This is a genomic window from Streptococcus sp. D7B5, from assembly GCF_029691405.1.
In the GTDB taxonomy this organism is placed as follows: Bacteria; Bacillota; Bacilli; order Lactobacillales; family Streptococcaceae; genus Streptococcus.
On record NZ_CP121467.1, the window covers coordinates 117,388 to 144,198 of the forward strand.

Consider the following 26,811-nt stretch of genomic DNA (forward strand, 5'->3'; position numbering starts at 1 on the left):
AATTAATTAAAATAAATGGTTTAGACAGCTTTTTAAACCGTTTTTTGATATAATAAGAAGAATAAATTGAAAGAAGGAACTCAGAAAATGGGAAAAATTGAAGTTATTAATCATCCATTGATTCAACACAAATTGTCAATCTTGCGTCGTACAGATACTTCTACAAAAGCTTTTCGTGAGCTAGTAGATGAGATTGCAATGTTGATGGGGTATGAAGTACTTCGTGATCTTCCACTAGAAGATGTGGAAATCGAAACACCAATTACAAAAACAGTTCAAAAACAATTGGCAGGTAAGAAATTGGCCATCGTTCCAATCTTACGTGCAGGTATCGGGATGGTTGATGGTCTCTTGAGCTTGGTTCCAGCCGCTAAAGTTGGCCACATTGGTATGTACCGTGATGAAGAAACGCTTCAACCAGTTGAGTACTTGGTGAAATTGCCTGAGGACATTGACCAACGTCAAATTTTTGTCGTAGACCCAATGTTAGCAACAGGTGGCTCAGCAATCTTGGCTGTTGATTCTCTTAAAAAACGTGGCGCATCAAATATCAAATTTGTCTGCCTCGTATCTGCACCAGAAGGTGTTAAAGCCCTTCAAGAAGCTCATCCAGATGTAGAAATCTTTACAGCAGCCTTGGATGAACGTTTGAACGAACACGGTTATATCGTTCCAGGTCTTGGAGATGCTGGAGACCGCTTGTTCGGTACTAAATAAAATCCCAAAGTAAATAGTGAAACTAGAAGTTCGTTTTTGACTTGAAAGGAGGTTGAGTTTTTGTTTCTGTTTAGAGAATAGAGCAAAAATTTGACCTTTTTTGACCAAAAAGATATAATAGTTCTGTATTGAGTCGTAAGACTAAGAAAATTCAACATTAAAAGGAGAAATGAATGATTCCTGTAGTTATTGAACAAACAAGCCGTGGAGAACGTTCCTATGATATTTACTCTCGTCTTTTGAAAGACCGCATCATCATGCTAACAGGTCCCGTTGAAGACAACATGGCCAACTCCGTTATTGCTCAGTTGCTCTTCTTGGATGCCCAAGACAGCACAAAAGATATTTACCTTTATGTCAATACACCTGGGGGCTCTGTTTCAGCTGGTTTGGCAATCGTTGATACCATGAACTTTATCAAAGCGGATGTCCAAACAATCGTTATGGGGATGGCTGCATCCATGGGGACTGTCATTGCATCAAGTGGCGCAAAAGGCAAACGTTTCATGCTTCCAAATGCAGAGTACATGATTCACCAACCAATGGGTGGTACAGGTGGTGGTACCCAACAAACCGATATGGCAATCGCTGCAGAGCACTTGCTTAAAACTCGTAAGACTTTGGAGCAAATCCTTGCAGATAACTCTGGTAAATCAGTCGAGCAAATTCATGCAGATGCAGAACGTGATTACTGGATGAGTGCCCAAGAAACACTTGAATATGGCTTTATTGATGAAATCATGGCCAATAATTCTTTAAGCTAAGCAACCTAGAAAGCAAACTCGACGGAGTTTGCTTTTTTTGGTATAATAGGGGAAGATTTCTTAGAAAGAGGATTCCTCATGTTTGAAAAAACAAATCGATCAGGATTAATCATCTATCTCTACTATAATCGAGATGCAAAAAAACTTCAGGAATACGGTGATATCTGTTACCATTCCAAAAAACATCGTTACTTGCAGCTCTATGTTCCAACTGAGGAGCTAGATGACTTAGTTGAGAGATTAAGTAAGGAAAGATATATCAAGAAAATTAGACGTTGCCATATTCAAGAGCTAGAAACTCCCTTCGTTGGGAATCTCTATCGGACTGAAGAAAACGTTATCATTTAAAAAAGTTAAACAAATACATTGACAATTTTCTGATAATTCGGTATATTCTTAACATACAATTTTTGAAACAACTATAAGGAGATTAAAAATGAAGAAAAAATTTGCCCTATCTTTTGTGGCTCTTGCTAGTGTGGCTCTTCTTGCTGCCTGTGGAGAGGTCAAGTCAGGAGCGTCAAACACAACTGGAAATCCAGTAGACGAAAAAACAATTAAAATCGGTTTTAACTTTGAAGAGACAGGTGCTGTGGCAGCTTACGGTACAGCTGAACAAAAAGGTGCCCAACTTGCCGTAGACGAAATCAATGCTGCAGGTGGAATTGATGGGAAACAAATCGAAGTTGTAGACAAAGACAACAAGTCAGAAACTGCTGAAGCAGCTTCTGTTACAACAAACCTTGTTACCCAATCAAAAGTGGCAGCTATTGTAGGACCTGCGACATCTGGTGCAACTGCTGCAGCTGTAGCTAACGCTACTAAAGCTGGAGTGCCATTGATTTCACCAAGTGCTACTCAAGACGGTTTGACTAAAGGTCAAGATTACCTATTTATCGGAACATTCCAGGATAGCTTCCAAGGGAAGATTATCTCTAACTATGTAACAAACAAATTGAATGCTAAGAAGGTTGTTCTTTATACTGACAATGCTAGTGACTATGCTAAAGGTATTGCTAAATCTTTCCGCGAAGCCTACAAGGGTGAGATTGTAGCAGATGAAACATTTGTAGCAGGTGATACTGACTTCCAAGCAGCCCTTACTAAAATGAAAGACAAAGAGTTTGACGCTATCGTAGTTCCAGGTTACTACACAGAAGCTGGTAAAATTGTAAACCAAGCTCGTGGTATGGGAATTGATAAACCAATCATTGGTGGTGATGGATTTAACGGTGAAGAATTTGTTCAACAAGCAACTGCTGAAAGAGCATCAAACATTTACTTCATCTCTGGATTCTCAACCACTGTTGATGTTTCTGCAAAAGCTAAATCTTTCCTTGAAGCATACCGTGCTAAATACAACGAAGAGCCTTCAACATTCTCAGCTTTAGCCTATGACTCAGTTTACCTAGTAGCAAATGCTGCAAAAGGTGCTAAAAACTCAAGTGAGATCAAGGACAACCTTGCTAAAACCAAAGATTTTGATGGTGTAACTGGTCAAACAAGCTTTGATGCTGACCACAATACAGTGAAAACTGCTTACATGATGACCATGAACAATGGTAAAGTTGAAGAAGCAGAAGTTGTAAAACCATAACATTAGAATAGTAATTGAAATGGGGAATGAGCCTTTGACTCACTCCCTGTTTCGGTGTTTATGAACTTGTGAAAATAATGAAATTTTCTAAAAAATAACGATAGAAAAGAGTGAATGCTATGCTCCAACAACTTGTGAATGGTCTAATTCTGGGTAGTGTTTATGCACTTTTGGCTCTGGGTTATACCATGGTTTATGGAATTATCAAACTCATCAACTTCGCCCATGGCGATATTTACATGATGGGTGCCTTTATTGGTTACTTTTTGATTAATTCTTTCCAAATGGATTTCTTTTTAGCTTTAATTATTTCAATGGCAGGAACCGCACTACTTGGTGTTGTGATTGAGTTTCTTGCATACCGTCCTTTACGACACTCTACACGTATTGCTGTATTGATTACTGCCATCGGAGTGTCTTTCCTACTGGAATACGGAATGGTTTATCTAGTAGGTGCCAATACTCGTGCCTTCCCTCAAGCAATTGAAACAGTCCGCTTTGACTTGGGACCAATTAGCTTGACAAATGTTCAATTGATGATTTTAGCAGTTTCTGTGCTGTTGATGGTTTTATTGCAATTGATCGTCCAAAAAACAAAAATGGGGAAAGCCATGCGTGCAGTATCAGTTGATAGTGACGCAGCTCAATTGATGGGAATTAATGTAAATCGTACAATCAGCTTTACCTTTGCTTTGGGTTCAGCCCTTGCTGGTGCAGCAGGTGTCCTCATTGCCCTTTACTACAACTCTCTTGAACCTTTGATGGGTGTGACTCCAGGTCTAAAATCATTCGTTGCGGCCGTACTCGGTGGTATCGGGATTATTCCTGGTGCAGCTCTAGGGGGATTTGTGATTGGCTTGTTGGAAACATTTGCTACTGCCTTCGGTATGTCTGATTTCCGTGATGCTATCGTATATGGAATCTTGCTTTTGATTCTGATTGTTCGACCTGCAGGTATCCTTGGTAAGAATGTGAAAGAGAAGGTGTAAACAATGAAGACAAATCTTAAAGTAAATATTCTCTGGTTATTCCTTCTATTAGCGGGTTATGGGTTGATTAGTGTACTGGTTTCTGCTGGTGTTCTCAATCTATTCCATGTCCAAATTTTAGAACAAATTGGGATTAATATCATCCTTGCAGTAGGCTTGAACTTAATCGTTGGTTTTTCAGGACAATTCTCACTTGGTCATGCAGGTTTTATGGCGATTGGGGCTTATGCAGCAGCGATTATTGGTTCAAAATCACCAACCTATGGTGCTTTCTTTGGAGCGATGGTCTTGGGCGCTTTGATTTCTGGTGCAGTCGCTTTGCTCGTTGGAATTCCAACTCTACGCTTGAAGGGGGACTATTTGGCCGTCGCGACACTAGGTGTTTCAGAAATCATTCGTATCTTTATCATTAATGGTGGAAGTTTGACCAACGGTGCTGCTGGTATCTTGGGTATCCCTAACTTCACAACTTGGCAAATGGTTTACCTTTTTGTGATTATCACAACTATTGCAACCCTTAACTTCTTACGTAGTCCGATTGGACGCTCTACTCTATCTGTTCGTGAGGATGAGATTGCTGCGGAGTCCGTTGGGGTAAATACTACAAAGATCAAGATTATCGCTTTTGTCTTTGGTGCCATTACAGCAAGTATTGCTGGTTCTCTTCAGGCAGGATTTATCGGTTCAGTTGTACCAAAAGATTATACTTTCATCAACTCAATCAACGTTTTGATCATTGTTGTATTTGGAGGACTTGGTTCTATTACAGGTACGATTGTTTCTGCGATTGTTTTGGGAATTTTAAATATGCTCCTTCAAGATGTGGCTAGCGTACGTATGATCATTTACGCTTTGGCTCTTGTATTGGTTATGATTTTCAGACCAGGTGGACTTCTTGGAACATGGGAATTGAGTCTATCACGTTTCTTTAAAAAATCGAAGAAGGAGGGACAAAACTAATGGCATTACTTGAAGTTAAACAGTTAACCAAACATTTTGGCGGTCTAACAGCTGTTGGAGATGTCACTCTTGAATTGAACGAGGGAGAATTGGTTGGTTTGATTGGACCAAACGGAGCTGGAAAAACAACCCTTTTCAATCTCTTGACGGGTGTTTATGAACCAAGCGAAGGTACTGTCACATTAGATGGTCACCTCCTAAATGGGAAAACTCCCTATAAGATTGCTTCACTTGGTCTCAGTCGTACTTTCCAAAATATTCGTTTGTTCAAGGACTTGACAGTTTTGGAAAATGTTTTGATTGCATTTAGCAATCATCATAAACAACATGTCCTTGCGAGCTTCCTACGCCTACCAGCTTTTTATAAGAATGAGGAAGAATTAAAAAGCAAAGCTTTGGACTTGCTGAAGATTTTTGATTTGGATGGTGACGCAGATACTCTTGCCAAGAATCTGGCCTATGGTCAACAACGTCGATTAGAAATTGTTCGTGCTCTGGCAACTGAACCTAAGATCCTCTTTTTGGACGAACCTGCAGCTGGTATGAATCCACAAGAAACAGCTGAATTGACAGAATTGATCCGTCGTATCAAAGATGAATTTAAAATTACCATCATGCTCATCGAACATGACATGAATTTGGTTATGGAAGTCACTGAGCGTATCTATGTTCTTGAATATGGTCGGTTGATTGCTCATGGGACTCCGGATGAGATCAAGAACAACAAACGCGTTATCGAAGCTTATCTAGGAGGTGAAGCCTGATGTCTATGTTAAAAGTTGAAAACCTCTCTGTGCATTACGGTATGATCCAAGCAGTTCGTGATGTAAGTTTCGAGGTTAATGAAGGTGAAGTTGTTTCTCTTATCGGTGCCAATGGTGCTGGTAAAACAACCATTCTTCGTACCCTTTCAGGTTTGGTTCGCCCAAGTGCTGGTAAAATTCAGTTTTTGGGAAAAGAAATTCAAAAGTTGCCTGCGCAAAAAATCGTGGCAGGTGGTCTTTCACAAGTTCCTGAGGGACGCCATGTTTTTCCAGGCTTGACTGTTATGGAAAACTTGGAAATGGGAGCTTTCTTGAAGAAAAATCGTGAAGAAAATCAAGCCAACTTGAAAAAAGTCTTTTCACGTTTCCCTCGTTTGGAAGAACGTAAAAACCAAGATGCGGCAACTCTTTCAGGTGGTGAACAGCAGATGCTGGCTATGGGACGCGCTCTCATGTCTACACCTAAGCTCCTTCTCTTGGATGAGCCGTCAATGGGACTTGCCCCAATCTTTATCCAAGAAATTTTTGATATCATTCAAGATATTCAGAAGCAAGGAACAACGGTTCTCCTAATTGAACAGAACGCTAACAAGGCCCTTGCTATCTCTGACCGTGGTTATGTACTTGAAACAGGAAAGATTGTCCTATCAGGAACAGGAAAAGAACTCGCAGCATCTGATGAAGTCAGAAAAGCATATCTAGGTGGCTAAAAAGGTCCGGGGGACCTTTTTAGTCGGCGGATAAGAATTGTGCAGCAATTCTCCTTTAGTCTGGGAGACTAGTTTAGGTTGTGGATGGAGATTGCGCACGCAATCCCTCTATAGTCCGGGGGACCTTTTTAGTCGGCAGATAGAGATTGCGTAAGCAATCATCCAATCCAGTGGATTGTTTTAGTCGGCGGATAAGAATTGCAACCAAGCGAAACCTAATACGGCTACTTATCAAAAATATAAAATATTTCAGGGCTCCAGAATAAGGAGCTCTTTTATTTATATGTTTTTTGAGGAAAGGGAAGAAGGTCTTAATTTTTACTCATTGTTTCCTTATTTGAATTGACAGTCCTTTTTGTTCATATTATAATATGAGTAAGAAAAAATTGAACAAGAGGACTGAGAATGGTAACAGAAAAACAATTTAAACTTTTGAGTTTTATGTTGACACATAAAGAAAAGACCTTTACTCAGAGACAGTTAGCTGAAGAGTTAGACCTATCTTTAGGGACAGTTAACATATTATTGAAAAAGCTGAAAGAAGAGAAGTGGGTTGATGAGGAGCTTCACTTAACAGAGCTAGGTCAGAAAATTTTAGAACCCTATCGAGTAAAAAATGCCATTATAATGGCTGCTGGCATGAGTAGTCGTTTTGCTCCTTTGTCTTATGAAATTCCTAAAGGATTGCTTCAAGTCAAGGGGGAACGCTTGATTGAGAGGGAAATCAGACAACTGCAAGAAGCAGGAATAGAAGATATAACCGTTATTGTAGGCTACCTACAAGAAAAAATGTTCTATCTTGCAGAGAAGTTTGGTGTAAAAATTGTAGTGAATAATGATTACTACAAATACAATAACTGCTCGTCTCTTATGTTGGTTAAAAATCAACTTTCCAACACTTATATTTGTTCATCAGATAATTATTTTGTGGAAAATCCTTTTGAGCAATATATTTATAGAGGTTACTACTCGACGATATATGCAGAAGGTCAAACGGACGAATATTGTGCTATAGAGGATTCGAATCACACCATCATTGATATCCAGATTGGTGGAGAAAATACTTGGGCCATGGTGGGGCACGTTTATTTTGACCGTGCATTTAGCGAGAAATTTAAGGAAGTTTTAGAAACCGAGTTTAAGCACGAACCTTATCGTGAACAGCTTTGGGAGGATTACTATAGTCGCTATGTCAAGGAACTCCTTTTAGAAGCCCGCCACTATTCAGCGGATATTGTTAAAGAATTTGATTCACTAGATGAACTCCGTCAATTTGATGAACGTTATTTGGTAAATGCAGACTCAGCTATTATCGATAATATCTGTAAGACATTAAAGTGTGTGGCTTCAGATATTGTCAATATCAAACCTCTAAAAGATGGGTTAACCAACACATCATTTTCATTTGACTGTCTAGGAAAAAGATATGTTTACCGTCATCCGGGCAGGGGAACGGAAAATTATATCGACCGAGCTAGTGAAGCAGCTTCTATGGAAATTGCTGCAAAATTAAAGATTGACCGTACCTTCGTAGCTATGAACAAGGATGAGGGCTGGAAAATTTCAGAATTTATTCCCAATGCTAAGCAACTGGATTATGATAATTGGGATGATGTGGCACAAGCAATGGATCTCTTGAGACGGTTACACCAATCTGGAGAAAAAACGGAACATTCCTTTGACCAATTTGAGGGAATTGATGATTTTAGAGAAAAATTGAAGGCTAGAAATCGATTTGAATTTGATGGCCTCGAGGAATTGGATGAAACTGTTTCACTTCTCAAAAATCATTTACAGAATGATCCCAAACAGGTTGTCCTTTGTCATGGAGATTCCTATAGTCCTAATTTTTTGTTAAATGAAGCAGGCGAAATGAGCTTGATTGATTGGGAATATTCTGGAATGGGAGAGCCAGCAGGAGATTTGGGGACCTTTATCGCGTGTTCCAACTATACCGTAGAGGATGCTGAAAAAGTACTGGAATTGTATCTACAAGAAGTACCAGATAAGAAAACCAAACGTCACTACTTGGCTTATGTAGCAGTGACCTCATATTATTGGTTCTTGTGGGCTTTGTTCCAGGAGAGTGTCGGAAAACCAGTCGGTGAGTTTCTTTACATCTGGTATCGGTATACCAAACAATATGGACAACTGGCCCTTGACTTGTATTTGGAGGAGAACTGAGATGAAAACGACATCTGAAATTGAAGAATTAGTATCAACTGAAACAAAGAGAAGATTGGAAGAAATGGAGTCGCCAAACTACGAGTTTGTTCAACCCTTCCTAAAAAGTGATTTCATTTTAATCATCTCCATAGTCCTAATCAACCTTGTTTTGATTATCTTAGCAATGATGGGAGGAATTCAATAATATGTCTAAAATGAATGACTATATCCAACAAGAAACCATAACAGGAATTGTACCCATGACCAATAAGGATCGTCAGTATTCTTTTTGGGATCTCTTTCTATCGACAAGTGGTTTTGCCATTGCCACTTGGTGTTATACTCAAGGGGCTTATGTAGCTCAATATTTGACCTTTAATCAAATGTTGATTAATATTTTTAGCTTTAACATTATCTGGGTCTTTATTGAGTGTCTCCCAATTCTGTTTGCGGTTAAATATGGGATTGATTTGTGGATTTGGTTGAGAGCTGTTCTAGGAAAAAGAGGTGTAGCTCTGTTATCAACCATTATTAGCTTGGCTAACTTTGGATGGTATGCTGTTGCGGCCAATCTTTTTGCCAGTTCCATGATCCATTTGGCAAATAATTTTGGTCTTGGTTTGGACAAGGGAGTATGGGCGCCTATTCTTGGAACCCTCTGTGTTCTACTTGGAACTCTCATTGCTCTTGGAGGTCCAGAGGTGATTAAATGGACCAATCGCTTCTTGGTCATCGCCTTATTGATTGTCGGTCTCATCATCGTTGGAATCTGCTTTGTCGCCGTTCCTATAACGGATATTATGAATATCCAACCAGCCACTCAAGGAGATTTGACGCCGTTAGAACGCTTCATGCTTTCTGGAGAAGGAAATGTTGCCTTTGCTTTTTCTTGGTCTACACAGGCGTTGGTTTTACCACGTTTAGCAAAATCAGAACGCAGTGGTTATTGGGCTACAGCCTTATCATACGGAGTTGTGGCTCCATTCTTCGTTGCGACAGGTGGAGTCATGGCTCTAGCCATGTTTGTCAAAACAGGTGTCTATGAAAGTGATCCAACGACGATGCTTTCAACTCTAAGCACACCAGCCTTTGCTCTCTTAAGTTTACTACTAGTAGCCTTCGCCAATATTGGAACCCAGGGGACTGGATCGTATGTGAACTGTATGATTGTCAAAAGTGGGATGCCCAAAGTAAGCTATAAACTAATGGTTTGGATTGCCATGGTTTATGTGAGTCTACTCACTATCTGGGGAGGAGTAGAAGAGTATTTCGGCTCCTTCATCTCCCTAGCCGCCTATATTCAGGGGCCAATTATTGGTATGATTGTTGTCGACTATTTTATCTTAAGAAAACGAAAACTCGACTTGCGTTCAGCCTATTTCCTTGAAGGGCATGACGCCTACGAGTTTACTAAAGGATTTAACTTAGTTGGCTTGTCTTGCGTATTTATCTCCTTATTGGTAGCGGTACTTTTTGTCTACAACCCTGTAACTGCACAAATTCAAAGTCCCATCTTTTTAATCACAACGGGTAGCGGATTTACTGCGCTATTTGGCGGTCTACTATACTGGTTAGCTAGTCTTAGCCCTCTAAAACGTTATATGATAAAAGATCGAGACACTATTACGATTTAAGAAGAGAGGGGACTTCGGTTCCCTTTTAACTTACACTGGCATTTTATGCAAACTTCTCAGATTATTCAAAATCTTGAAAAAGAGATGAAAGCGTTTGATAGATTTTCTAAGAAAGTGTATAATAAAAGTAGCAATATAGAAGGAGAAGTCTCATGGCAGTTAAAGATTTTATGACCCGTAAGGTAGTTTATATCAGTCCAGATACGACTGTAGCACACGCAGCAGATTTGATGCGCGAGCAAGGTTTGCACCGTTTACCTGTTATCGAAAACGATCAATTAGTCGGATTGGTAACAGAAGGAACCATCGCGGAAGCCAGCCCATCTAAAGCAACCAGTCTCTCTATCTATGAGATGAATTATCTTCTGAATAAAACCAAAGTAAAAGATGTAATGATTCGAGATGTCGTGACGGTTTCTGGCTATGCTAGTCTAGAAGATGCGACCTACCTGATGCTGAAAAATAAAATTGGGATATTACCAGTCGTAGACAATCATCAGGTCTACGGCGTCATTACAGATCGCGATGTTTTTCAGGCTTTCTTGGAAATCGCCGGATACGGAGAAGAGGGGATTCGTGTTCGTTTCATTACAGAAAATGAAGTAGGAGTACTGGGGAAAATTGTAGCTTTAATTGTAGAAGAGGATTTAAATATTTCCCATACTGTAAACATTCCACGTAAGGATGGCAAGGTCGTCATCGAAGTTCAAATTGATGGAAAAATCGATTTGACTGCATTAAAGGAAAAGTTTGAAAAAGAAGGAATTCAAGTGGAGGAGATTACTCATACCTCTGCCAAAGTCCTTTAAACAAGAGGCTTTAAAGCCTCTTTTCTTCTGCCGTCAAAAGCGGTGAAAAGCAAAATATGGAAAGAAATGAGAGATTATGGTATAATAAAACGATATGAAAAGGAGTATCTATGGACATTTCAGAAATTCGTCAAAAAATTGACGCAAATCGTGAAAAATTAGCTTCTTTTAGGGGGTCTCTTTGACCTCGAAGGCTTAGAGGAAGAGATTGCCATCTTAGAAAACAAGATGACAGAACCTGATTTTTGGAACGATAATATCGCGGCCCAAAAAACGTCGCAAGAATTGAATGAATTAAAAAACACCTACAACACCTTCCGTAAAATGGAAGAGTTGCAGGATGAAGTTGAGATTTTATTGGACTTTTTAGCAGAAGATGAGTCAGTCCATGATGAACTGGTCGAACAGTTGACAGAACTGGATAAGATGATGACCAGCTACGAGATGACCCTTCTCTTGTCAGAACCTTATGACCATAATAATGCCATCTTGGAAATCCATCCAGGATCTGGTGGTACTGAGGCACAGGACTGGGGAGATATGTTACTTCGTATGTACACTCGTTATGGAAATGCCAAAGGCTTTAAAGTAGAAGTCTTGGATTACCAAGCAGGTGATGAGGCTGGTATTAAGTCGGTAACTTTATCATTTGAAGGACCTAATGCTTATGGTCTTCTCAAATCGGAAATGGGTGTGCACCGTCTGGTGCGAATCTCGCCATTTGACTCTGCCAAACGCCGCCATACTTCCTTTACATCCGTAGAGGTTATGCCTGAGTTGGATGATACCATCGAAGTGGAGATTCGTGAAGATGATATCAAAATGGATACCTTCCGTTCAGGTGGTGCTGGTGGACAGAACGTCAATAAGGTTTCAACAGGTGTGCGTTTGACACACATTCCTACGGGAACTGTCGTCCAATCAACGGTCGATCGTACCCAGTATGGAAATAGAGATTGTGCCATGAAGATGTTGCAGGCTAAGCTCTATCAAATGGAGCAAGAAAAGAAAGCTGCGGAAGTTGATTCCCTTAAAGGTGAGAAAAAAGAAATCACATGGGGAAGCCAAATCCGTTCTTATGTTTTCACGCCTTATACTATGGTAAAAGATCATCGTACAAGCTTTGAAGTTGCTCAGGTAGATAAGGTGATGGATGGAGACCTTGATGGTTTTATCGATGCCTACCTCAAGTGGCGAATCAGCTAAGATAGAAAGGAACTCATATGTCAATCATTGAAATGAGAGATGTTGTCAAAAAGTATGACAATGGAACGACTGCCCTGCGTGGTGTATCTGTTACCATTGAACCAGGAGAGTTTGCCTATATCGTAGGACCTTCTGGGGCAGGTAAGTCAACCTTTATTCGAGCTTTATACCGAGAAGTAAAGATTGAAAAAGGAAGCCTAACAGTTGCAGGCTTTAATTTAGTTAAAATTAAGAAGAAAGATGTCCCACTGCTACGTCGTAGTGTCGGGGTAGTCTTTCAGGATTACAAACTCTTGCCTAAGAAGACTGTTTATGAGAATATTGCCTATGCAATGGAAGTAATCGGTGAGAGCCGTCGCAACATCAAAAAACGTGTTATGGAAGTATTGGACCTGGTTGGTTTGAAACATAAGGTTCGCTCTTTCCCTAATGAACTCTCAGGTGGAGAGCAGCAACGGATTGCGATTGCTCGCGCGATTGTCAACAATCCTAAGGTATTGATTGCTGATGAGCCAACAGGAAACTTGGACCCAGATAATTCATGGGAAATTATGAATCTGTTGGAACGCATCAATCTCCAAGGTACTACTGTCTTGATGGCAACCCACAATAGCCAGATTGTAAATACCTTGCGCCACCGTGTCATTGCCATTGAAAATGGCCGTGTCGTTCGTGACGAAGCTAAAGGAGAATATGGATACGATGATTAGTAGATTTTTTCGCCATTTATTTGAATCATTAAAAAGTTTAAAACGAAATGGCTGGATGACAGTAGCAGCAGTGAGTTCGGTTATGATTACCTTAACACTCGTTGCCCTGTTTGCATCTGTAATTTTTAATACAGCAAAACTGGCTACCGACATTGAAAACAACGTTCGGGTCATGGTTTACATTCGTAAGGATGTAGCTGATAACAGTGAAACGATTGAAAAAGAAGGTCAGACAGTTACCAACAATGACTACCACAAGGTCTATGATGCTTTGAAAGCTATACCTGCTGTTAAGAGTGTTACCTTCTCAAGTAAAGAAGAACAGTACGAAAAACTAACGGAAACAATGGGTGACGATTGGAAGGTCTTTGAAGGGGATGCAAACCCTCTCTATGATGCTTATATCGTCGACACAAATTCTCCGAGTGATGTTAAAACGGTAGCTGAAGAAGCTAAGAAAATCGAGGGAGTTTCAGAAGTTCAAGATGGTGGAGCCAACACTCAACGACTTTTTGAACTAGCTTCCTTTATCCGTGTTTGGGGATTGGTAATTGCAGGGCTCTTAATTTTTATCGCAGTCTTCCTCATTTCCAATACCATTCGTATCACCATTATTTCACGTAGTCGTGAGATTCAGATCATGCGTCTTGTAGGAGCGAAAAATGGCTATATCCGTGGTCCATTCTTGCTAGAAGGTGCTTTTATTGGCTTGCTCGGTGCAGCAATTCCTTCAGTCCTTGTATTCTTTGTTTACAATATGGTTTATCAATCGGTCAATAAATCTTTGGTAGGTCAAAACTTGTCAATGATTACGCCAGATGTGTTTATCCCTCTGATGACAGTCCTATTATTTATAATCGGAATTTTTATTGGTTCAATTGGTTCAGGGATTTCGATGCGTCGATTCTTGAAAATCTAGTTGGATTTAAATGCAAATTGCAGTACAAATCAGAAAAATAATACATATTTAAAAGAGAAGTTTTTGTAAACTTCTCTTTTTCCTTTTTAAATTTTAAAAAAATAGACAATTTTTTTATAAAAGCCTTTACAAAAAAAATAAAAGTGGTATAATTAATACATAACCAAATGCAAACGTTTTCGTAAAACGTTTGCCTAAATAAAATAAAGGAGATTTGAATGATGAAAGCTACATTCAAAAATGTCTTGTCTTTCGAATTTTGGCAAAAATTCGGTAAGGCTTTAATGGTGGTTATCGCCGTTATGCCAGCGGCGGGATTGATGATCTCAATCGGTAAATCAATCGTGATGATTGACCCAAACCTTGCTCCTCTAGTGATTACAGGTGGAATCCTTGAGCAAATTGGTTGGGGGGTTATCGGTAACCTTCATATCTTGTTTGCCCTTGCTATTGGGGGAAGCTGGGCAAAAGAACGTGCAGGTGGTGCATTTGCAGCTGGACTTGCCTTTATCTTGATTAACCGTATCACAGGTGCTATCTTCGGTGTTACAGGTGATATGTTGAAAAACCCTGAAGCAATGGTTAATACCTTCTTTGGTGGTTCAATCAAGGTTGCTGACTACTTTATCAGCGTTCTTGAGGCACCAGCTCTTAACATGGGGGTTTTCGTAGGGATTATCTCTGGTTTTGTTGGGGCAACAGCTTATAACAAATACTACAACTTCCGTAAACTTCCTGATGCCCTTTCATTCTTCAATGGTAAACGTTTCGTACCATTCGTCGTTATTCTTCGTTCAGCTATTGCTGCAATTCTACTTGCTGCCTTTTGGCCAGTAGTTCAAACAGGTATCAACAACTTCGGTATTTGGATTGCCAACTCACAAGAAACTGCTCCAGTCCTTGCACCATTCTTGTATGGTACTTTGGAACGTTTGCTCTTGCCATTCGGTCTTCACCACATGTTGACAATCCCAATGAACTATACAGCTCTTGGTGGAACATACGAAGTGTTAACTGGTGCAGCAAAAGGAACACAAGTATTTGGTCAAGATCCACTTTGGCTTGCATGGGTAACTGACCTTGTTAACCTTAAAGGTTCAAATGCTGACCAATACCAACACCTTCTTACAACAGTCACTCCAGCTCGTTTCAAAGTTGGACAAATGATCGGTTCATTTGGTATCTTGATGGGTGTCATCGTTGCTATCTACCGCAATGTTGATGCTGACAAGAAACACCAATACAAGGGTATGATGATTGCGACAGCCCTTGCAACATTCTTGACAGGGGTTACTGAACCTATCGAGTATATGTTCATGTTCATCGCAACACCGCTTTACCTTGTTTATTCAGTAGTTCAAGGTGCTGCCTTTGCTATGGCAGATATTGTTCACCTTCGTGTCCACTCATTCGGTTCAATCGAATTCTTGACTCGTACACCATTGGCAATTAATGCTGGTATTGGTATGGATATCGTTAACTTTATCTGGGTAACTGTTCTCTTTGCGGTTATCATGTACTTCATTGCCAACTTCATGATCAAAAAATTCAACTACGCAACTCCAGGACGTAACGGAAACTACGAAACAGCTGAAGGAGCATCAGAAGAAGCAACTCCTGGAACTCCAAAAGTTGCAGCAGCTTCTCAAGCCGTAAATATCATTAACCTTCTTGGCGGTCGTGCAAATATCGTAGATGTGGATGCATGTATGACTCGTCTTCGTGTAACTGTTAAAGACGCAGATCGCGTTGGTACTGAGGAACAATGGAAAGCAGAAGGAGCTATGGGTCTTGTCATGAAAGGACAAGGTGTCCAAGCTATCTACGGACCAAAAGCTGACGTATTGAAATCTGATATCCAAGATATCCTTGACTCAGGGGAAGTAATTCCTGAAACTCTTCCAAGTCAAATGACAGAAACTCAACAAAATACTGTACATTACAAGGGTGTAACTGAGGATGTTTACTCAGTAGCTGACGGTCAAGTTGTTGCCTTGGAACAAGTGGAAGATCCAGTTTTCGCTCAAAAAATGATGGGTGATGGATTTGCAGTAGAACCAACAAATGGTAACATTGTATCACCAGTTACTGGTACTGTATCAAGTATCTTCCCAACAAAACACGCTCTTGGTCTTGTCACTGACTCAGGTCTCGAAGTTCTTGTTCATATTGGTTTAGATACAGTAAGTCTTGAAGGAAAACCATTTACTGTTCATGTCTCTGAAGGACAAAAAGTGGTCGCTGGTGACCTTCTTGTCACAGCTGACTTGGATGCTATTCGAGAAGCAGGACGCAAAACATCAACAGTGGTTGTCTTCACAAATGGTGATGTCCTCAAATCAGTTAAATTAGAACAAACAGGTTCTCTTGCAGCTAAAACAGCAGTTGCTAAAGTAGAATTGTAATATACTTGGGGTTGGAAGCTGTTTTCCAACCTCTTGTTTTAGGAGAAAAGCATGAAATTTCTAACACTCAATACCCACAGTTGGATGGAGAAGGAAGCGGAGGAAAAATTCCAAATCTTACTCCAAGACATTCTTGATAAGGATTATGATTTGATTTGTTTCCAAGAAATCAATCAAGAAATGACTTCGCCTGAGGGAGAGGTTAACAATCACTATCAAGCTTTACCATCAGCAGAACCCATTCATCAGGATCACTATGTCCGACTTCTGGTCGAAAAATTGGCTGAGAAAGGGAAAAACTACTACTGGACTTGGGCTTACAATCATATTGGCTATGACCGCTACCATGAAGGCGTAGCCATCTTATCCAAAACACCTATTAAGGCGCGTGAGATTTTAGTATCAGATGTAGATGATCCAACGGACTACCATACTCGTCGCGTTGCCTTGGCTGAGACAGAAGTTGAAGGAAAGGAACTGGCTCTTGCAAGCGTTCATCTCTCTTGGTGGGATAAAGGTTTCCAAGAAGAATGGGCACGATTTGAGGCTGTACTAAAAGATTTGAACAAACCTCTGATTTTAGCAGGTGATTTTAATAATCCAGCTGGTCAGGAAGGCTATCAAGCGATTTTAGCTAGCCCATTAGGATTACAAGACGCGTTTGAAGTTGCGAAAGAAAGAAGTGGTAGCTACACCGTTCCACCAGAAATTGATGGTTGGAAAGGCAATACCGAGCCACTACGAATCGACTACGTCTTTACGACCAAAGAGTTGGAAGTAGAGAGTTTACAAGTAGTTTTTGATGGTCAAAATAGTCCACAAGTCAGCGATCATTATGGTTTGAATGCTGTATTGACCTGGAAATAATGAAAGAGGTTGGAACCAGATAGTTTCAACCTTTTAATCTACTTGAATCTTTACTACAGGACTGAGACTCAAATGGGACTACTGCAATGGGACAAAATATGGTATAATTGAAAGGATAGAAGCGAGGATAGTATGTCATTTAAGAAATTTCAATTTAAAAATTATATAGTAGAAGCCTTGGAGGAGTTAAAATTTACAACTCCAACAGAGGTACAAGAAAAATTAATTCCTATTGTACTGGCAGGTCGTGACTTGGTGGGCGAGTCAAAAACTGGTTCAGGAAAGACTCATACTTTCTTATTACCAATTTTCCAGCAATTAGATGAAACTAGCGATAGTGTGCAAGCAGTCATTACTGCACCTAGTCGTGAGTTGGCCACTCAAATCTACCAAGCAGCTCGTCAGATTGCAGCTCACTCAGATGTCGAAGTTCGTGTGGTTAATTATGTGGGTGGTACGGATAAGGCGCGTCAGATTGAAAAACTTGCTAGCAACCAACCACATATCGTTATCGGAACGCCAGGTCGCATCTATGATTTGGTCAAATCTGGTGATTTAGCTATTCACAAGGCCAAGACCTTTGTCGTCGATGAAGCCGATATGACCTTGGATATGGGATTCTTGGAAACCGTTGATAAGATTGCAGGTAGCCTTCCAAAAGACTTGCAGTTCATGGTCTTTTCAGCAACTATTCCACAAAAATTGCAACCGTTCTTGAAAAAATACTTGTCAAATCCTGTCATGGAAAAAATCAAGACTAAGACAGTTATCTCAGATACGATCGATAATTGGTTGATTTCTACCAAGGGCCGTGACAAGAACGCTCAAATTTACCAGCTGACTCAGTTGATGCAGACTTATTTGGCAATGATTTTTGTTAACACAAAAACGCGTGCTGATGAGTTACATGCCTACTTGACTGCTCAAGGATTGAAGGTAGCTAAGATTCATGGAGATATTGCTCCTCGTGAACGCAAACGGATCATGAATCAGGTGAAAAATCTGGATTTTGAGTACATTGTTGCAACAGACTTGGCAGCGCGTGGAATTGACATTGAAGGGGTCAGCCATGTTATCAATGATGCCATTCCGCAAGACTTGTCTTTCTTTGTTCACCGTGTTGGACGAACTGGGCGCAACGGACTGCCTGGTACAGCTATTACCCTTTACCAGCCAAGCGATGACTCGGATATCCGCGAGTTGGAGAAATTAGGGATCAAGTTTATTCCTAAGATGGTCAAAGACGGAGAGTTCCAAGATACCTATGACCGTGATCGTCGTGCCAACCGTGAAAAGAAGCAGGATAAGCTTGATATCGAAATGATTGGCTTGGTTAAAAAGAAAAAGAAAAAAGTCAAACCAAGCTATAAGAAGAAGATTCAATGGGCGGTGGATGAAAAACGTCGCAAAACCAAGCGTGCTGAAAATCGTGCACGTGGCCGTGCTGAGCGTAAAGCCAAACGCCAAACATTTTAAGAACAAAATTGGAGCTGAATGGCTCCTTTTTTTAACTTCATTTTATGAATTTTTAAAAATACTGCAAAAAAAAATAAAAAGTGGTATAATGATAAGGTTATATAGTCCCGATAAGGTGGTAGAAAGATCTATTTTTCTTTCGAGTTGAAACCGTAGAGGATAAGATTTTTTACCAGTACTTTGTAACTCTATAACAATATTTTTTAAGGGGGGACATTTTTATGTCAGAACGTAAATTATTCACGTCTGAATCTGTATCTGAGGGGCATCCAGATAAGATTGCAGACCAAATTTCAGATGCGATTTTGGATGCTATTTTAGCTAAAGATCCAGATGCGCACGTTGCTGCTGAGACAGCTGTATACACAGGTTCGGTCCATGTTTTTGGTGAAATTTCTACGAATGCCTACGTGGATATTAACCGTGTGGTTCGTGATACCATTGCAGAGATTGGTTATACCAATACAGAGTATGGTTTTTCTGCGGAGACAGTGGGAGTTCATCCGTCACTTGTTGAGCAGTCACCAGATATCGCCCAAGGTGTTAACGAAGCCTTGGAGGTTCGTGGGAATGCAGATCAAGATCCGCTTGACTTGATTGGTGCTGGAGACCAAGGTCTTATGTTTGGGTTTGCGGTGGATGAGACAGAAGAACTCATGCCTTTACCAATCTCACTCAGCCACAAGTTGGTTCGTCGTTTGGCAGAACTTCGTAAGTCTGGTGAAATCAGCTATCTCCGTCCAGATGCTAAATCACAAGTTACGGTTGAGTATGATGAAAATGACCGTCCGGTACGTGTGGACACAGTCGTTATTTCAACTCAGCACGATCCAGAAGTTAGCAATGAACAAATTCACAATGATGTGATTAGCAAGGTCATCAAAGAGGTGATCCCAGCTTCTTACTTGGATGAGCAAACCAAATTCTTCATCAATCCAACTGGTCGTTTTGTAATCGGTGGACCTCAAGGGGACTCAGGTTTGACTGGTCGTAAGATTATCGTGGATACCTATGGTGGCTACTCTCGCCATGGTGGTGGTGCCTTCTCTGGTAAGGATGCGACTAAAGTGGACCGTTCAGCCTCTTATGCAGCTCGCTACATTGCCAAGAACATCGTTGCAGCAGGCCTTGCTAAGAAGGCAGAAGTACAATTGGCTTATGCTATCGGGGTGGCTCAGCCTGTTTCTGTTCGTATCGATACTTTTGGTACAGGAACAGTAGCTGAAAGCAAGCTTGAAAAAGCAGCGCGTCAAATCTTTGACCTTCGCCCTGCAGGAATTATCCAAATGCTAGACCTTAAACGTCCAATTTACCGTCAAACAGCGGCTTATGGACACATGGGACGTACAGATATTGACCTTCCATGGGAACGATTAGATAAGGTAGATGCTTTGAAAGAAGCTGTAAAATAAAAATAAAAGATTGGTAGAAACTACCAATCTTTTTTTGCAAAAGAAAACCAGCTTCTGGCTGGTCTTCTTATTTTGTAGGAATAGAAATTTCAATCAATTTATCAGAATAAAGGGTCTTGATATTGGCTTCATCGATATTATCTTTATCGATTTTGCGTTTCATGAAGAAATCTTGGATGGTTTCGATTTCTGGTTCACGAATAGCGCGGTGTTTGTTGGAAATGAGGATTTCATAGTGAAGCGGAGCTTGAGTGAAAATCACATCTGTGTTTCCAGCTGAATAAACTTCAACAAGCGTTGCGTCAGTGCTTTCTAATTGGCTTTTAACAAGTTGCGAGTGTGAATTAGTCGTGTTGATAAGCTTCATAATAGTTCCTCCGATTTTCTAACTCTATTATAGCACTTTTTTGGATAAAATCGTGTATTTTAGCCAATTCCATGCTGGATTTTCCAAGCTTCAATTCCCCATTTATGGCTACCACGTTTGAGTTTTTCAATTGCTTCATCAATAGGGAACCAAGCAATATGATTGAAATCTTCCAATGGTTTTTGTGCTTCTTTGAAAGAAATAGCTTCATAGAGATACGCTGGATTGTAGTAGTAGGTATCACGGTGGCGAGAGTAGAAATACTCATCAGCTTGTCCATAATAGGTTCCAATCTCAGCTGTAAAGCCAAGTTCTTCGATTAGTTCTCTCTTCAGTGCTTCTTGATGATCTTCGCCTGCTTCAATCTCTCCACCTGGCAAGAACCAAGCACCATTGGGAGCTTGAACTAAGACAATTTGTTTTTTCTCCGCATCCGGAATAACTGCGTACACACCATAGCGGGGCTGGTAGGTCACATTCTCTTTTTTATCACCATAAGTTGGGTTTGCCATTGCTTTTTCCTCATTCTCTAGTGTCTTTATTATTATCATAATGGACGAGGGGCAAGCTGTCAAGGTTTTACATTTATTTTAGTAAAAAAGGTGCAGAAAATGATAGACTTTCTGCACTTGTTATATAGATTTATTCTTCTATTTCAGAAGCAATCTCTTCTGTTTTCTCAGTTTTTTTGGCAGATTTGATTTGAATATTGCCATTGCTTGTCATAACTGCCTTGAGGTCTTTTTCACTTGGATTTTCAAGGTAGAAGTCTGTTATGGCATCCTCGATATGGTCTTGAATGGTACGGCGGAGTGGGCGTGCCCCCATTTTTGGATCATAACCTAAGTCAACCAACTTTTCCTTGACCTTGTCTGTCACATCGAGGTGGATATTGTTGCTAGAGAGGCGTTTATTGACATCCGCTAGCATGAGTTCGACGATTTGGAGAAGGTTGTCCTTGCTGAGAGGTTTAAATTCGATGATGCCGTCAAAACGGTTCATAAACTCTGGACTAAAGAAGTTACCGAGTTCACCGAGAACAGAGTTGGTACGTCCTTCACGAGCAGCTCCAAAACCAACGCTGGCTTCGGCCTTACCAGTACCCGCATTTGAGGTCATGATAATGATAGCATCCTTAAAGCTAACTGTGCGTCCTTGCCCATCAGTCAAACGACCATCGTCCAAGACTTGAAGGAACATGTGCATGACATCTGGGTGGGCTTTCTCGACCTCATCGAGAAGGATGAGTGAGTAAGGATTGCGACGAACTTTTTCCGTTAACTGACCAGCTTCATCATAGCCAACATAACCTGGAGGGGCACCGACTAATTTAGCCACACTGTGTTTTTCCATGTATTCACTCATATCAAAGCGAATCATGCTGTCAGCAGAGCCAAAGAGCTCAATGGCTAGTTGTTTAGAGAGTTCTGTCTTACCGACACCAGTTGGTCCGACAAAGAGGAAGCTTCCGATTGGCCGGTTAGGAGTTCCAAGTCCAACACGATTACGACGGATGGCTTTGGCAATCTTATCGACAGCTTCATCTTGACCTATAACATGGGCCTTGAGGTCGTCTGCTAGATGGATAAGCTGAGACTGTTCTTTTTCTTTGAGTTCTCCAACAGGGATATTGGTTTTCTGCTCAATGATATGTTCGATTGTTTTCTCGCTGATGATTGGAGTATCCTGATCGGTCACCTTGTTTTTCTGCATTTCCTTGTACTTGGCAATCTGATCGCGGAAATAAGCAGCCTTTTCAAAATCTTCCTCTCGTGTAGCTTGAGCCTTGAGATTTTCAGCCTCAATCAAGCGCTGATCAATCACTTTAGGATCAACAAAGTTCAGTGTCAGATTCATCTTAGAACCAGCTTCGTCCAACAGGTCAATAGCCTTGTCTGGCAAGAAGCGGTCTTGGATGTAGCGGTTGGAAAGATTTGCAGCAGCTTCGATAGCAGCATCAGTATACTTGACGTGATGGTAGTCTTCGTATTTCTTTTGAACTCCTTTAAGGATGATAATGGTTTCTTCGACAGTTGGTTCATCTACCTTGACAGGCTGCATACGGCGCTCTAGAGCAGCATCTTTTTCAATGATGCGGTATTCATTGAGAGTAGTGGCACCAACCAGTTGCAATTCACCACGGGCAAGGGCTGGTTTGAGGATATTTCCTGCATCCATATTGCCATCGCCAGCAGATCCTGCACCAACAATTTCATGGATTTCGTCGATAAAGAGGATGATGTCCTCTCGTTTGCGAATTTCTTCCATGAGTTTTTGCATACGTTCTTCAAATTGGCCTCGAATCCCTGTTCCTTGGACTAGACTGACCACATCCAGACGGATGACCTGCTTGCCTTGAAGTTTATGAGGAACATCGCCATCGACAATCTTCTGAGCTAGACCTTCCACAACGGCTGTTTTACCAACACCCGGTTCTCCGATGAGGACAGGATTGTTCTTGGTTCGACGGTTGAGGATTTCGATAACGCGGATAATCTCCTCATCTCGACCGATAACAGGATCAATATCTCCCCGACGAGCAATCTCAGTAATATTGATACCGTATTCCTCAAGGAGTCCTCTTTCTTGGCTAGGAGGTGTTTGAAGTGGGCCGCGGTTTTGAGGTCCATAACCACCGTTTCCTCCATATCCCCCACCAGATTGAGTTGGAGGGACGTTATTAGAAGAAGGTTTGAAATTGTTCAAATCATTGAAAAAGTCGCCAAATGGATCAAAGTCATGATTATTTAAGTCAGTCATTCCTTTAAAGAGGGTATTATTTGGATCTGTTTTGATAATTTTATAGCAATTTTGACAAAGATCAATTTGCTTTTGCTGTCCATTGATATTGGTATACAGATGAATTGTTGAGTCGTTTATTTTACAGTTTTGACAGAGCATACATCTACCTCATTTCATTCTTATTCTTGGTCTAAGAAAAAGGTCAAGAATAGTCAAAGTTTTATACTCTCATTATAGCATGATTAAGGTGTAAAGCAAGTAAAAAGATTGGGAAGTGGTCGTTTTTAAAAGAAGGATTTATGGAGAATTAAGCAGCTTGAAGGTAAGAAAAAATCCCATTTGTGGTGACAAAAAGGATTCTCATTCATCGGGACTTACTGCCCGTTGTTTTTATATTAGTAAAGGAGTTCGTAGATCTCCATTGCAATTAAATCAATGCTATCAAAGGTATAAGTTTCACGAGCTTCTACATCGCGAAGGGTGAAGAGTGATCCATTTTCTTCGTCGTGGCTGTATGCAACTTCTGCGACAACAACACCTTCACGTTCAAAATTACGTTTTAGATTTCCACCATCTTTTGTCATTGCTTCTAGGCGGTTAATGATTCTAACCAAATGTGATTCCATTTTGATTCTCCTCCATTTCTTATCGTTTCTATTTTACCATAAACAAGAGGTAGTTGACTAGAAAAAAACTGTGATTTCTCTCTATTTCTCTATTCTATCAAGTTAATTGGTAAAATTAGAGAAAAAATATTGCATTTTAATTCAATTCGTGTTATAATCATACAATCTAATACATAGAAAGTTGATTGAATATGAATTTTTCTTTTTTACCAAAGTATTTACCATATTTTAACTATGGTGCTCTGATTACCGTATTGATTTCTATCCTTGTTGTCTGCTTAGGGACCATTATAGGTGTGTTACTGGCCTTTGCCCAACGTTCACGCTTTAAACCGCTCGTTTGGTTTGCAAATGTGTATGTTTGGATCTTCCGTGGGACGCCGATGATGGTTCAAATAATGATTGCCTTTGCTCTTATGCATATCAATGCTCCGACTATCCAAGTGGGAATTTTAGGAGTTGATCTTTCTCGTTTGATTCCTGGTATTCTGATTATTTCTATGAATAGTGGAGCTTACGTTTCAGAAACTGTTCGTGCTGGGATCAATGCGGTTCCTAAAGGGCAGTTAGAGGCCGCATATTCTTTAGGTATTCGTCCGAAAAATGCCATGCGTTATGTCATTTTGCCACAAGCTATCAAAAATATTCTTCCAGCTCTGGGAAATGAATTTATCACCATTATCAAGGATAGTTCCCTCTTGTCTGCGATTGGGGTTATGGAGTTGTGGAATGGTGCAACGACAGTAGCAACAACAACTTATTTACCGCTGACTCCTCTTTTATTTGCAGCCTTTTACTATTTGATTATGACCTCTGTTTTGACAGTGGCGTTGAAAGCATTTGAAAAACATATTGGACAAGGAGACAAGAAATAATGACAGAAACCTTGATTAAAATTGAAGAACTACATAAGTCTTTTGGGAAAAATGAAGTTTTAAAAGGCATCAATCTTGAGATTAAACGTGGAGAAGTTGTGGTCATTATCGGTCCGTCAGGTAGCGGGAAATCAACTCTCCTTCGTTCGATGAATCTCCTTGAAGAAGCAAGTAAAGGCAAGGTTATCTTTGAAGGAGTTGATATCACAGATAAGAAAAATGATCTTTTTGCTATGCGTGAAAAGATGGGTATGGTATTCCAACAATTCAACCTCTTTCCCAATATGACAGTGATGGAAAATATCACTTTGTCACCAATTAAAACCAAAGGTGAAAGCAAGGAAGTTGCGGAGAAAAGAGCACAGGAACTGTTAGAAAAAGTTGGCTTGCCAGATAAGGCGACGGCTTATCCTCAGAGTTTATCAGGTGGTCAGCAACAACGGATTGCCATTGCACGTGGACTTGCTATGGAACCAGATGTTTTGCTTTTTGATGAGCCGACTTCAGCCCTAGATCCTGAGATGGTTGGAGAAGTTCTAGCTGTTATGCAAGACCTTGCCAAGTCAGGGATGACTATGGTGATTGTGACTCATGAAATGGGCTTTGCGCGTGAGGTAGCAGACCGTGTTATCTTTATGGCGGATGGGGTTGTTGTCGAAGATGGAACACCAGAGGAGATTTTCGATCAAACAAAAGAACAACGGACCAAGGAATTTTTGAGTAAGGTTTTGTAAGACCTCATTTTTAGAAGAAATGGAGTAGGTATCATGGCTTCCAGTAAAGAATATTTAAACTTTATTCTCGAACAGCTATCAGAGCTAGAGGAGATGAGTTATCGTCCAATGATGGGAGAGTATATCCTTTATTATCGTGGGAAGATTATTGGGGGAATCTATGATAATCGTTTGTTACTGAAGCCTGTGAAGCTGGTCAGGGATCAACTGGGACAGACTAGGCTTGAACGTCCTTATGAAGGAGCTAAGGAGATGATTTTGATAGAAGACATTGAAGATAAATCATTTCTAATGAGATTAATCAAGGAGATGTATGAAGTCTTACCGGCTCCAAAAGTCAAAAAGAAAGCATGACAGATTCACCTAGTATAAATAGGCATAAAAGCTCGACAAGGGCTTTTTCTTATAGTTTCAGACTATAGGGTCCATTAGGCAAGAAGTGTTAGAATGGCGAGTTATTTTTTGATATAATAGAGGATATTTGATAGAAAAGAGAAGAGATATGGCACAGATTATTGATGGGAAGGCTCTTGCAGCTAAGTTACAAGGACAGTTGGCTGAGAAGACGGCTAAACTAAAAGAAGAAACAGGTTTAGTTCCAGGCTTGGTGGTGATTTTGGTGGGGGACAATCCTGCTAGTCAAGTCTACGTTCGCAACAAGGAACGTTCAGCTCTTGCTGCTGGCTTCCGTAGTGAAGTAAAGCGAGTTCCAGAGACTATTACCCAAGCGGAATTGTTAGACTTGATTGCCAAATACAATCAAGATCCAGCTTGGCATGGGATTTTGGTTCAATTACCTTTGCCAAAACATATTGACGAAGAGGCAGTTTTATTAGCCATTGACCCCGAAAAAGACGTGGATGGTTTCCATCCCCTAAACATGGGTCGCCTCTGGTCTGGTCATCCAGTTATGATTCCTTCGACACCTGCAGGAATTATGGAAATGTTTCATGAATATGGGATTGAGCTAGAAGGTAAAAATGCGGTTGTCATCGGTCGTTCAAATATTGTTGGAAAACCGATGGCTCAGCTTCTTTTAGCCAAGAATGCGACTGTGACCTTGACTCACTCACGCACCCATCATCTTGCTAAGGTTGCTGCTAAAGCAGATATTCTGGTGGTTGCTATCGGTCGCGCTAAGTTTGTGACTGCTGATTTTGTCAAACCAGGAGCGGTTGTCATTGACGTTGGGATGAACCGAGATGAAAATGGCAAGCTTTGTGGAGATGTTGATTATGATGCTGTTGCACCACTTGCTAGTCACATCACACCTGTACCGGGTGGAGTTGGTCCTATGACGATTACCATGCTAATGGAGCAAACCTATCAGGCAGCGCTTCGAACACTAAACAAGGACTAGAA

Annotated in this window: 27 protein-coding genes; 23 read left to right on the forward strand and 4 right to left on the reverse strand. The window is 40.5% G+C overall.

Features of this window, described 5'->3' with window-relative positions; translation table 11 throughout:
• Positions 1–87: 87 nt before the first annotated feature.
• The 19 genes from upp (at position 88) to metK (ending at position 20,105) form a co-directional block, all read left to right on the forward strand.
• Entirely contained in the window at positions 88–717 is a 630-nt protein-coding gene (upp, locus tag P8P68_RS00570; protein WP_000515974.1) for a uracil phosphoribosyltransferase, read from the forward strand.
• Positions 718–890: 173 nt separating this feature from the next.
• Positions 891–1,481 (forward strand): ATP-dependent Clp protease proteolytic subunit ClpP, encoded by a 591-nt coding sequence (gene clpP, locus P8P68_RS00575; protein WP_000613467.1) that lies wholly within the window; start codon positions 891–893, stop codon positions 1,479–1,481.
• Positions 1,482–1,559: 78 nt separating this feature from the next.
• Positions 1,560–1,829: a YlbG family protein gene (locus tag P8P68_RS00580; protein ID WP_049490317.1), complete on the forward strand. Its 270-nt coding sequence runs from the start codon at positions 1,560–1,562 to the stop codon at positions 1,827–1,829.
• 88 nt (positions 1,830–1,917) lie between these two features.
• Positions 1,918–3,078, forward strand: a complete 1,161-nt coding sequence (locus P8P68_RS00585) for an ABC transporter substrate-binding protein (RefSeq protein ID WP_125417934.1) — start codon at positions 1,918–1,920, stop codon at positions 3,076–3,078.
• Between the two features lie 119 nt (positions 3,079–3,197).
• On the forward strand, positions 3,198–4,067 hold the full coding sequence (locus P8P68_RS00590; protein ID WP_000941413.1) for a branched-chain amino acid ABC transporter permease: 870 nt from the start codon (positions 3,198–3,200) through the stop codon (positions 4,065–4,067).
• 3 nt (positions 4,068–4,070) lie between these two features.
• The gene (locus P8P68_RS00595) at positions 4,071–5,027 is read left to right on the forward strand and encodes a branched-chain amino acid ABC transporter permease (RefSeq protein ID WP_000856263.1); all 957 of its coding nucleotides are present in this window, start codon (positions 4,071–4,073) and stop codon (positions 5,025–5,027) included.
• On the forward strand, positions 5,027–5,791 hold the full coding sequence (locus P8P68_RS00600; RefSeq protein WP_001186014.1) for an ABC transporter ATP-binding protein: 765 nt from the start codon (positions 5,027–5,029) through the stop codon (positions 5,789–5,791). Before P8P68_RS00595 ends, P8P68_RS00600 begins: the two co-directional genes overlap by 1 nt.
• Positions 5,791–6,501 (forward strand): ABC transporter ATP-binding protein, encoded by a 711-nt coding sequence (locus P8P68_RS00605; RefSeq protein ID WP_000062207.1) that lies wholly within the window; start codon positions 5,791–5,793, stop codon positions 6,499–6,501. Before P8P68_RS00600 ends, P8P68_RS00605 begins: the two co-directional genes overlap by 1 nt.
• Positions 6,502–6,906: 405 nt before the next feature.
• Positions 6,907–8,685, forward strand: a complete 1,779-nt coding sequence (locus P8P68_RS00610) for a phosphotransferase (RefSeq protein ID WP_000255713.1) — start codon at positions 6,907–6,909, stop codon at positions 8,683–8,685.
• Between the two features lies 1 nt (position 8,686).
• Complete coding sequence (locus tag P8P68_RS00615; RefSeq protein ID WP_000859106.1) at positions 8,687–8,872, forward strand: hypothetical protein; 186 nt, start codon at positions 8,687–8,689, stop codon at positions 8,870–8,872.
• 1 nt (position 8,873) lies between these two features.
• The gene (locus P8P68_RS00620; protein WP_000041470.1) at positions 8,874–10,301 is read left to right on the forward strand and encodes a cytosine permease; all 1,428 of its coding nucleotides are present in this window, start codon (positions 8,874–8,876) and stop codon (positions 10,299–10,301) included.
• Positions 10,302–10,453: 152 nt separating this feature from the next.
• Positions 10,454–11,110, forward strand: coding sequence for a CBS domain-containing protein (locus P8P68_RS00625; protein WP_000268644.1), 657 nt, complete (start codon positions 10,454–10,456; stop codon positions 11,108–11,110).
• A gap of 110 nt (positions 11,111–11,220) precedes the next feature.
• Positions 11,221–12,316 (forward strand): peptide chain release factor 2 gene (prfB, locus tag P8P68_RS00630; protein WP_155991745.1). Its coding sequence is split into 2 segments (ribosomal slippage): positions 11,221–11,292 and positions 11,294–12,316, totalling 1,095 coding nucleotides; the frame shifts between segments, so codons are not numbered across the junction.
• Positions 12,317–12,333: 17 nt separating this feature from the next.
• Entirely contained in the window at positions 12,334–13,026 is a 693-nt protein-coding gene (gene ftsE, locus P8P68_RS00635; protein WP_000022275.1) for a cell division ATP-binding protein FtsE, read from the forward strand.
• A complete protein-coding gene (ftsX, locus tag P8P68_RS00640; RefSeq protein ID WP_000625553.1) occupies positions 13,019–13,945 on the forward strand; it encodes a permease-like cell division protein FtsX in 927 nt (308 codons plus the stop codon). The genes ftsE and ftsX overlap by 8 nt, the downstream gene beginning before the upstream one ends.
• Positions 13,946–14,163: 218 nt before the next feature.
• The gene (locus tag P8P68_RS00645; protein ID WP_278275979.1) at positions 14,164–16,350 is read left to right on the forward strand and encodes a PTS transporter subunit IIBC; all 2,187 of its coding nucleotides are present in this window, start codon (positions 14,164–14,166) and stop codon (positions 16,348–16,350) included.
• 51 nt (positions 16,351–16,401) lie between these two features.
• The gene (locus tag P8P68_RS00650; RefSeq protein WP_278275980.1) at positions 16,402–17,217 is read left to right on the forward strand and encodes an endonuclease/exonuclease/phosphatase family protein; all 816 of its coding nucleotides are present in this window, start codon (positions 16,402–16,404) and stop codon (positions 17,215–17,217) included.
• A gap of 132 nt (positions 17,218–17,349) precedes the next feature.
• Positions 17,350–18,693, forward strand: a complete 1,344-nt coding sequence (locus P8P68_RS00655; protein ID WP_008289134.1) for a DEAD/DEAH box helicase — start codon at positions 17,350–17,352, stop codon at positions 18,691–18,693.
• A gap of 221 nt (positions 18,694–18,914) precedes the next feature.
• The gene (gene metK / locus P8P68_RS00660) at positions 18,915–20,105 is read left to right on the forward strand and encodes a methionine adenosyltransferase (protein ID WP_049478314.1); all 1,191 of its coding nucleotides are present in this window, start codon (positions 18,915–18,917) and stop codon (positions 20,103–20,105) included.
• Between the two features lie 67 nt (positions 20,106–20,172).
• Here metK and P8P68_RS00665 read toward each other — a convergent pair whose 3' ends face one another.
• From P8P68_RS00665 to P8P68_RS00680, 4 genes are all read right to left on the reverse strand, one after another.
• A complete protein-coding gene (locus P8P68_RS00665; protein ID WP_000767191.1) occupies positions 20,173–20,472 on the reverse strand; it encodes a DUF1827 family protein in 300 nt (99 codons plus the stop codon).
• 59 nt (positions 20,473–20,531) lie between these two features.
• Positions 20,532–20,984 (reverse strand): NUDIX hydrolase, encoded by a 453-nt coding sequence (locus P8P68_RS00670; RefSeq protein ID WP_049478869.1) that lies wholly within the window; start codon positions 20,982–20,984, stop codon positions 20,532–20,534.
• Positions 20,985–21,114: 130 nt separating this feature from the next.
• Positions 21,115–23,373 carry an ATP-dependent Clp protease ATP-binding subunit gene (locus P8P68_RS00675; RefSeq protein ID WP_125384664.1) on the reverse strand — a complete coding sequence of 753 codons (2,259 nt, stop codon included), beginning with the start codon at positions 23,371–23,373 and terminating at the stop codon, positions 21,115–21,117.
• A gap of 236 nt (positions 23,374–23,609) precedes the next feature.
• Positions 23,610–23,840, reverse strand: a complete 231-nt coding sequence (locus tag P8P68_RS00680; protein ID WP_000443577.1) for a DUF1797 family protein — start codon at positions 23,838–23,840, stop codon at positions 23,610–23,612.
• Positions 23,841–24,031: 191 nt separating this feature from the next.
• On the opposite strand from P8P68_RS00680, the gene P8P68_RS00685 reads away from it, so the two are divergent.
• The 4 genes from P8P68_RS00685 to P8P68_RS00700 all read left to right on the forward strand — a co-directional run bounded on the left by P8P68_RS00685 (position 24,032) and on the right by P8P68_RS00700 (position 26,809).
• The gene (locus tag P8P68_RS00685) at positions 24,032–24,715 is read left to right on the forward strand and encodes an amino acid ABC transporter permease (protein WP_001011622.1); all 684 of its coding nucleotides are present in this window, start codon (positions 24,032–24,034) and stop codon (positions 24,713–24,715) included.
• Positions 24,715–25,449: an amino acid ABC transporter ATP-binding protein gene (locus P8P68_RS00690; RefSeq protein ID WP_000140925.1), complete on the forward strand. Its 735-nt coding sequence runs from the start codon at positions 24,715–24,717 to the stop codon at positions 25,447–25,449. Before P8P68_RS00685 ends, P8P68_RS00690 begins: the two co-directional genes overlap by 1 nt.
• A gap of 33 nt (positions 25,450–25,482) precedes the next feature.
• Entirely contained in the window at positions 25,483–25,803 is a 321-nt protein-coding gene (locus tag P8P68_RS00695; protein ID WP_278275981.1) for a TfoX/Sxy family protein, read from the forward strand.
• A 148-nt stretch (positions 25,804–25,951) separates the two neighbouring features.
• On the forward strand, positions 25,952–26,809 hold the full coding sequence (locus P8P68_RS00700; RefSeq protein ID WP_278275982.1) for a bifunctional methylenetetrahydrofolate dehydrogenase/methenyltetrahydrofolate cyclohydrolase: 858 nt from the start codon (positions 25,952–25,954) through the stop codon (positions 26,807–26,809).
• The last annotated feature ends 2 nt before the right edge of the window (positions 26,810–26,811 follow it).

What these genes read in the sequence shown, in the direction of transcription:
- upp (WP_000515974.1), top strand. Translation starts at nt 88, where the DNA reads ATGGGAAAAATTGAAGTTATTAATCATCCATTGATTCAACACAAATTG.
- clpP (WP_000613467.1), top strand. Translation starts at nt 891, where the DNA reads ATGATTCCTGTAGTTATTGAACAAACAAGCCGTGGAGAACGTTCCTAT.
- P8P68_RS00580 (WP_049490317.1), top strand. Translation starts at nt 1,560, where the DNA reads ATGTTTGAAAAAACAAATCGATCAGGATTAATCATCTATCTCTACTAT.
- P8P68_RS00585 (WP_125417934.1), top strand. Translation starts at nt 1,918, where the DNA reads ATGAAGAAAAAATTTGCCCTATCTTTTGTGGCTCTTGCTAGTGTGGCT.
- P8P68_RS00590 (WP_000941413.1), top strand. Translation starts at nt 3,198, where the DNA reads ATGCTCCAACAACTTGTGAATGGTCTAATTCTGGGTAGTGTTTATGCA.
- P8P68_RS00595 (WP_000856263.1), top strand. Translation starts at nt 4,071, where the DNA reads ATGAAGACAAATCTTAAAGTAAATATTCTCTGGTTATTCCTTCTATTA.
- P8P68_RS00600 (WP_001186014.1), top strand. Translation starts at nt 5,027, where the DNA reads ATGGCATTACTTGAAGTTAAACAGTTAACCAAACATTTTGGCGGTCTA.
- P8P68_RS00605 (WP_000062207.1), top strand. Translation starts at nt 5,791, where the DNA reads ATGTCTATGTTAAAAGTTGAAAACCTCTCTGTGCATTACGGTATGATC.
- P8P68_RS00610 (WP_000255713.1), top strand. Translation starts at nt 6,907, where the DNA reads ATGGTAACAGAAAAACAATTTAAACTTTTGAGTTTTATGTTGACACAT.
- P8P68_RS00615 (WP_000859106.1), top strand. Translation starts at nt 8,687, where the DNA reads ATGAAAACGACATCTGAAATTGAAGAATTAGTATCAACTGAAACAAAG.
- P8P68_RS00620 (WP_000041470.1), top strand. Translation starts at nt 8,874, where the DNA reads ATGTCTAAAATGAATGACTATATCCAACAAGAAACCATAACAGGAATT.
- P8P68_RS00625 (WP_000268644.1), top strand. Translation starts at nt 10,454, where the DNA reads ATGGCAGTTAAAGATTTTATGACCCGTAAGGTAGTTTATATCAGTCCA.
- ftsE (WP_000022275.1), top strand. Translation starts at nt 12,334, where the DNA reads ATGTCAATCATTGAAATGAGAGATGTTGTCAAAAAGTATGACAATGGA.
- ftsX (WP_000625553.1), top strand. Translation starts at nt 13,019, where the DNA reads ATGATTAGTAGATTTTTTCGCCATTTATTTGAATCATTAAAAAGTTTA.
- P8P68_RS00645 (WP_278275979.1), top strand. Translation starts at nt 14,164, where the DNA reads ATGATGAAAGCTACATTCAAAAATGTCTTGTCTTTCGAATTTTGGCAA.
- P8P68_RS00650 (WP_278275980.1), top strand. Translation starts at nt 16,402, where the DNA reads ATGAAATTTCTAACACTCAATACCCACAGTTGGATGGAGAAGGAAGCG.
- P8P68_RS00655 (WP_008289134.1), top strand. Translation starts at nt 17,350, where the DNA reads ATGTCATTTAAGAAATTTCAATTTAAAAATTATATAGTAGAAGCCTTG.
- metK (WP_049478314.1), top strand. Translation starts at nt 18,915, where the DNA reads ATGTCAGAACGTAAATTATTCACGTCTGAATCTGTATCTGAGGGGCAT.
- P8P68_RS00665 (WP_000767191.1), bottom strand. Translation starts at nt 20,472, where the DNA reads ATGAAGCTTATCAACACGACTAATTCACACTCGCAACTTGTTAAAAGC.
- P8P68_RS00670 (WP_049478869.1), bottom strand. Translation starts at nt 20,984, where the DNA reads ATGGCAAACCCAACTTATGGTGATAAAAAAGAGAATGTGACCTACCAG.
- P8P68_RS00675 (WP_125384664.1), bottom strand. Translation starts at nt 23,373, where the DNA reads ATGCTCTGTCAAAACTGTAAAATAAACGACTCAACAATTCATCTGTAT.
- P8P68_RS00680 (WP_000443577.1), bottom strand. Translation starts at nt 23,840, where the DNA reads ATGGAATCACATTTGGTTAGAATCATTAACCGCCTAGAAGCAATGACA.
- P8P68_RS00685 (WP_001011622.1), top strand. Translation starts at nt 24,032, where the DNA reads ATGAATTTTTCTTTTTTACCAAAGTATTTACCATATTTTAACTATGGT.
- P8P68_RS00690 (WP_000140925.1), top strand. Translation starts at nt 24,715, where the DNA reads ATGACAGAAACCTTGATTAAAATTGAAGAACTACATAAGTCTTTTGGG.
- P8P68_RS00695 (WP_278275981.1), top strand. Translation starts at nt 25,483, where the DNA reads ATGGCTTCCAGTAAAGAATATTTAAACTTTATTCTCGAACAGCTATCA.
- P8P68_RS00700 (WP_278275982.1), top strand. Translation starts at nt 25,952, where the DNA reads ATGGCACAGATTATTGATGGGAAGGCTCTTGCAGCTAAGTTACAAGGA.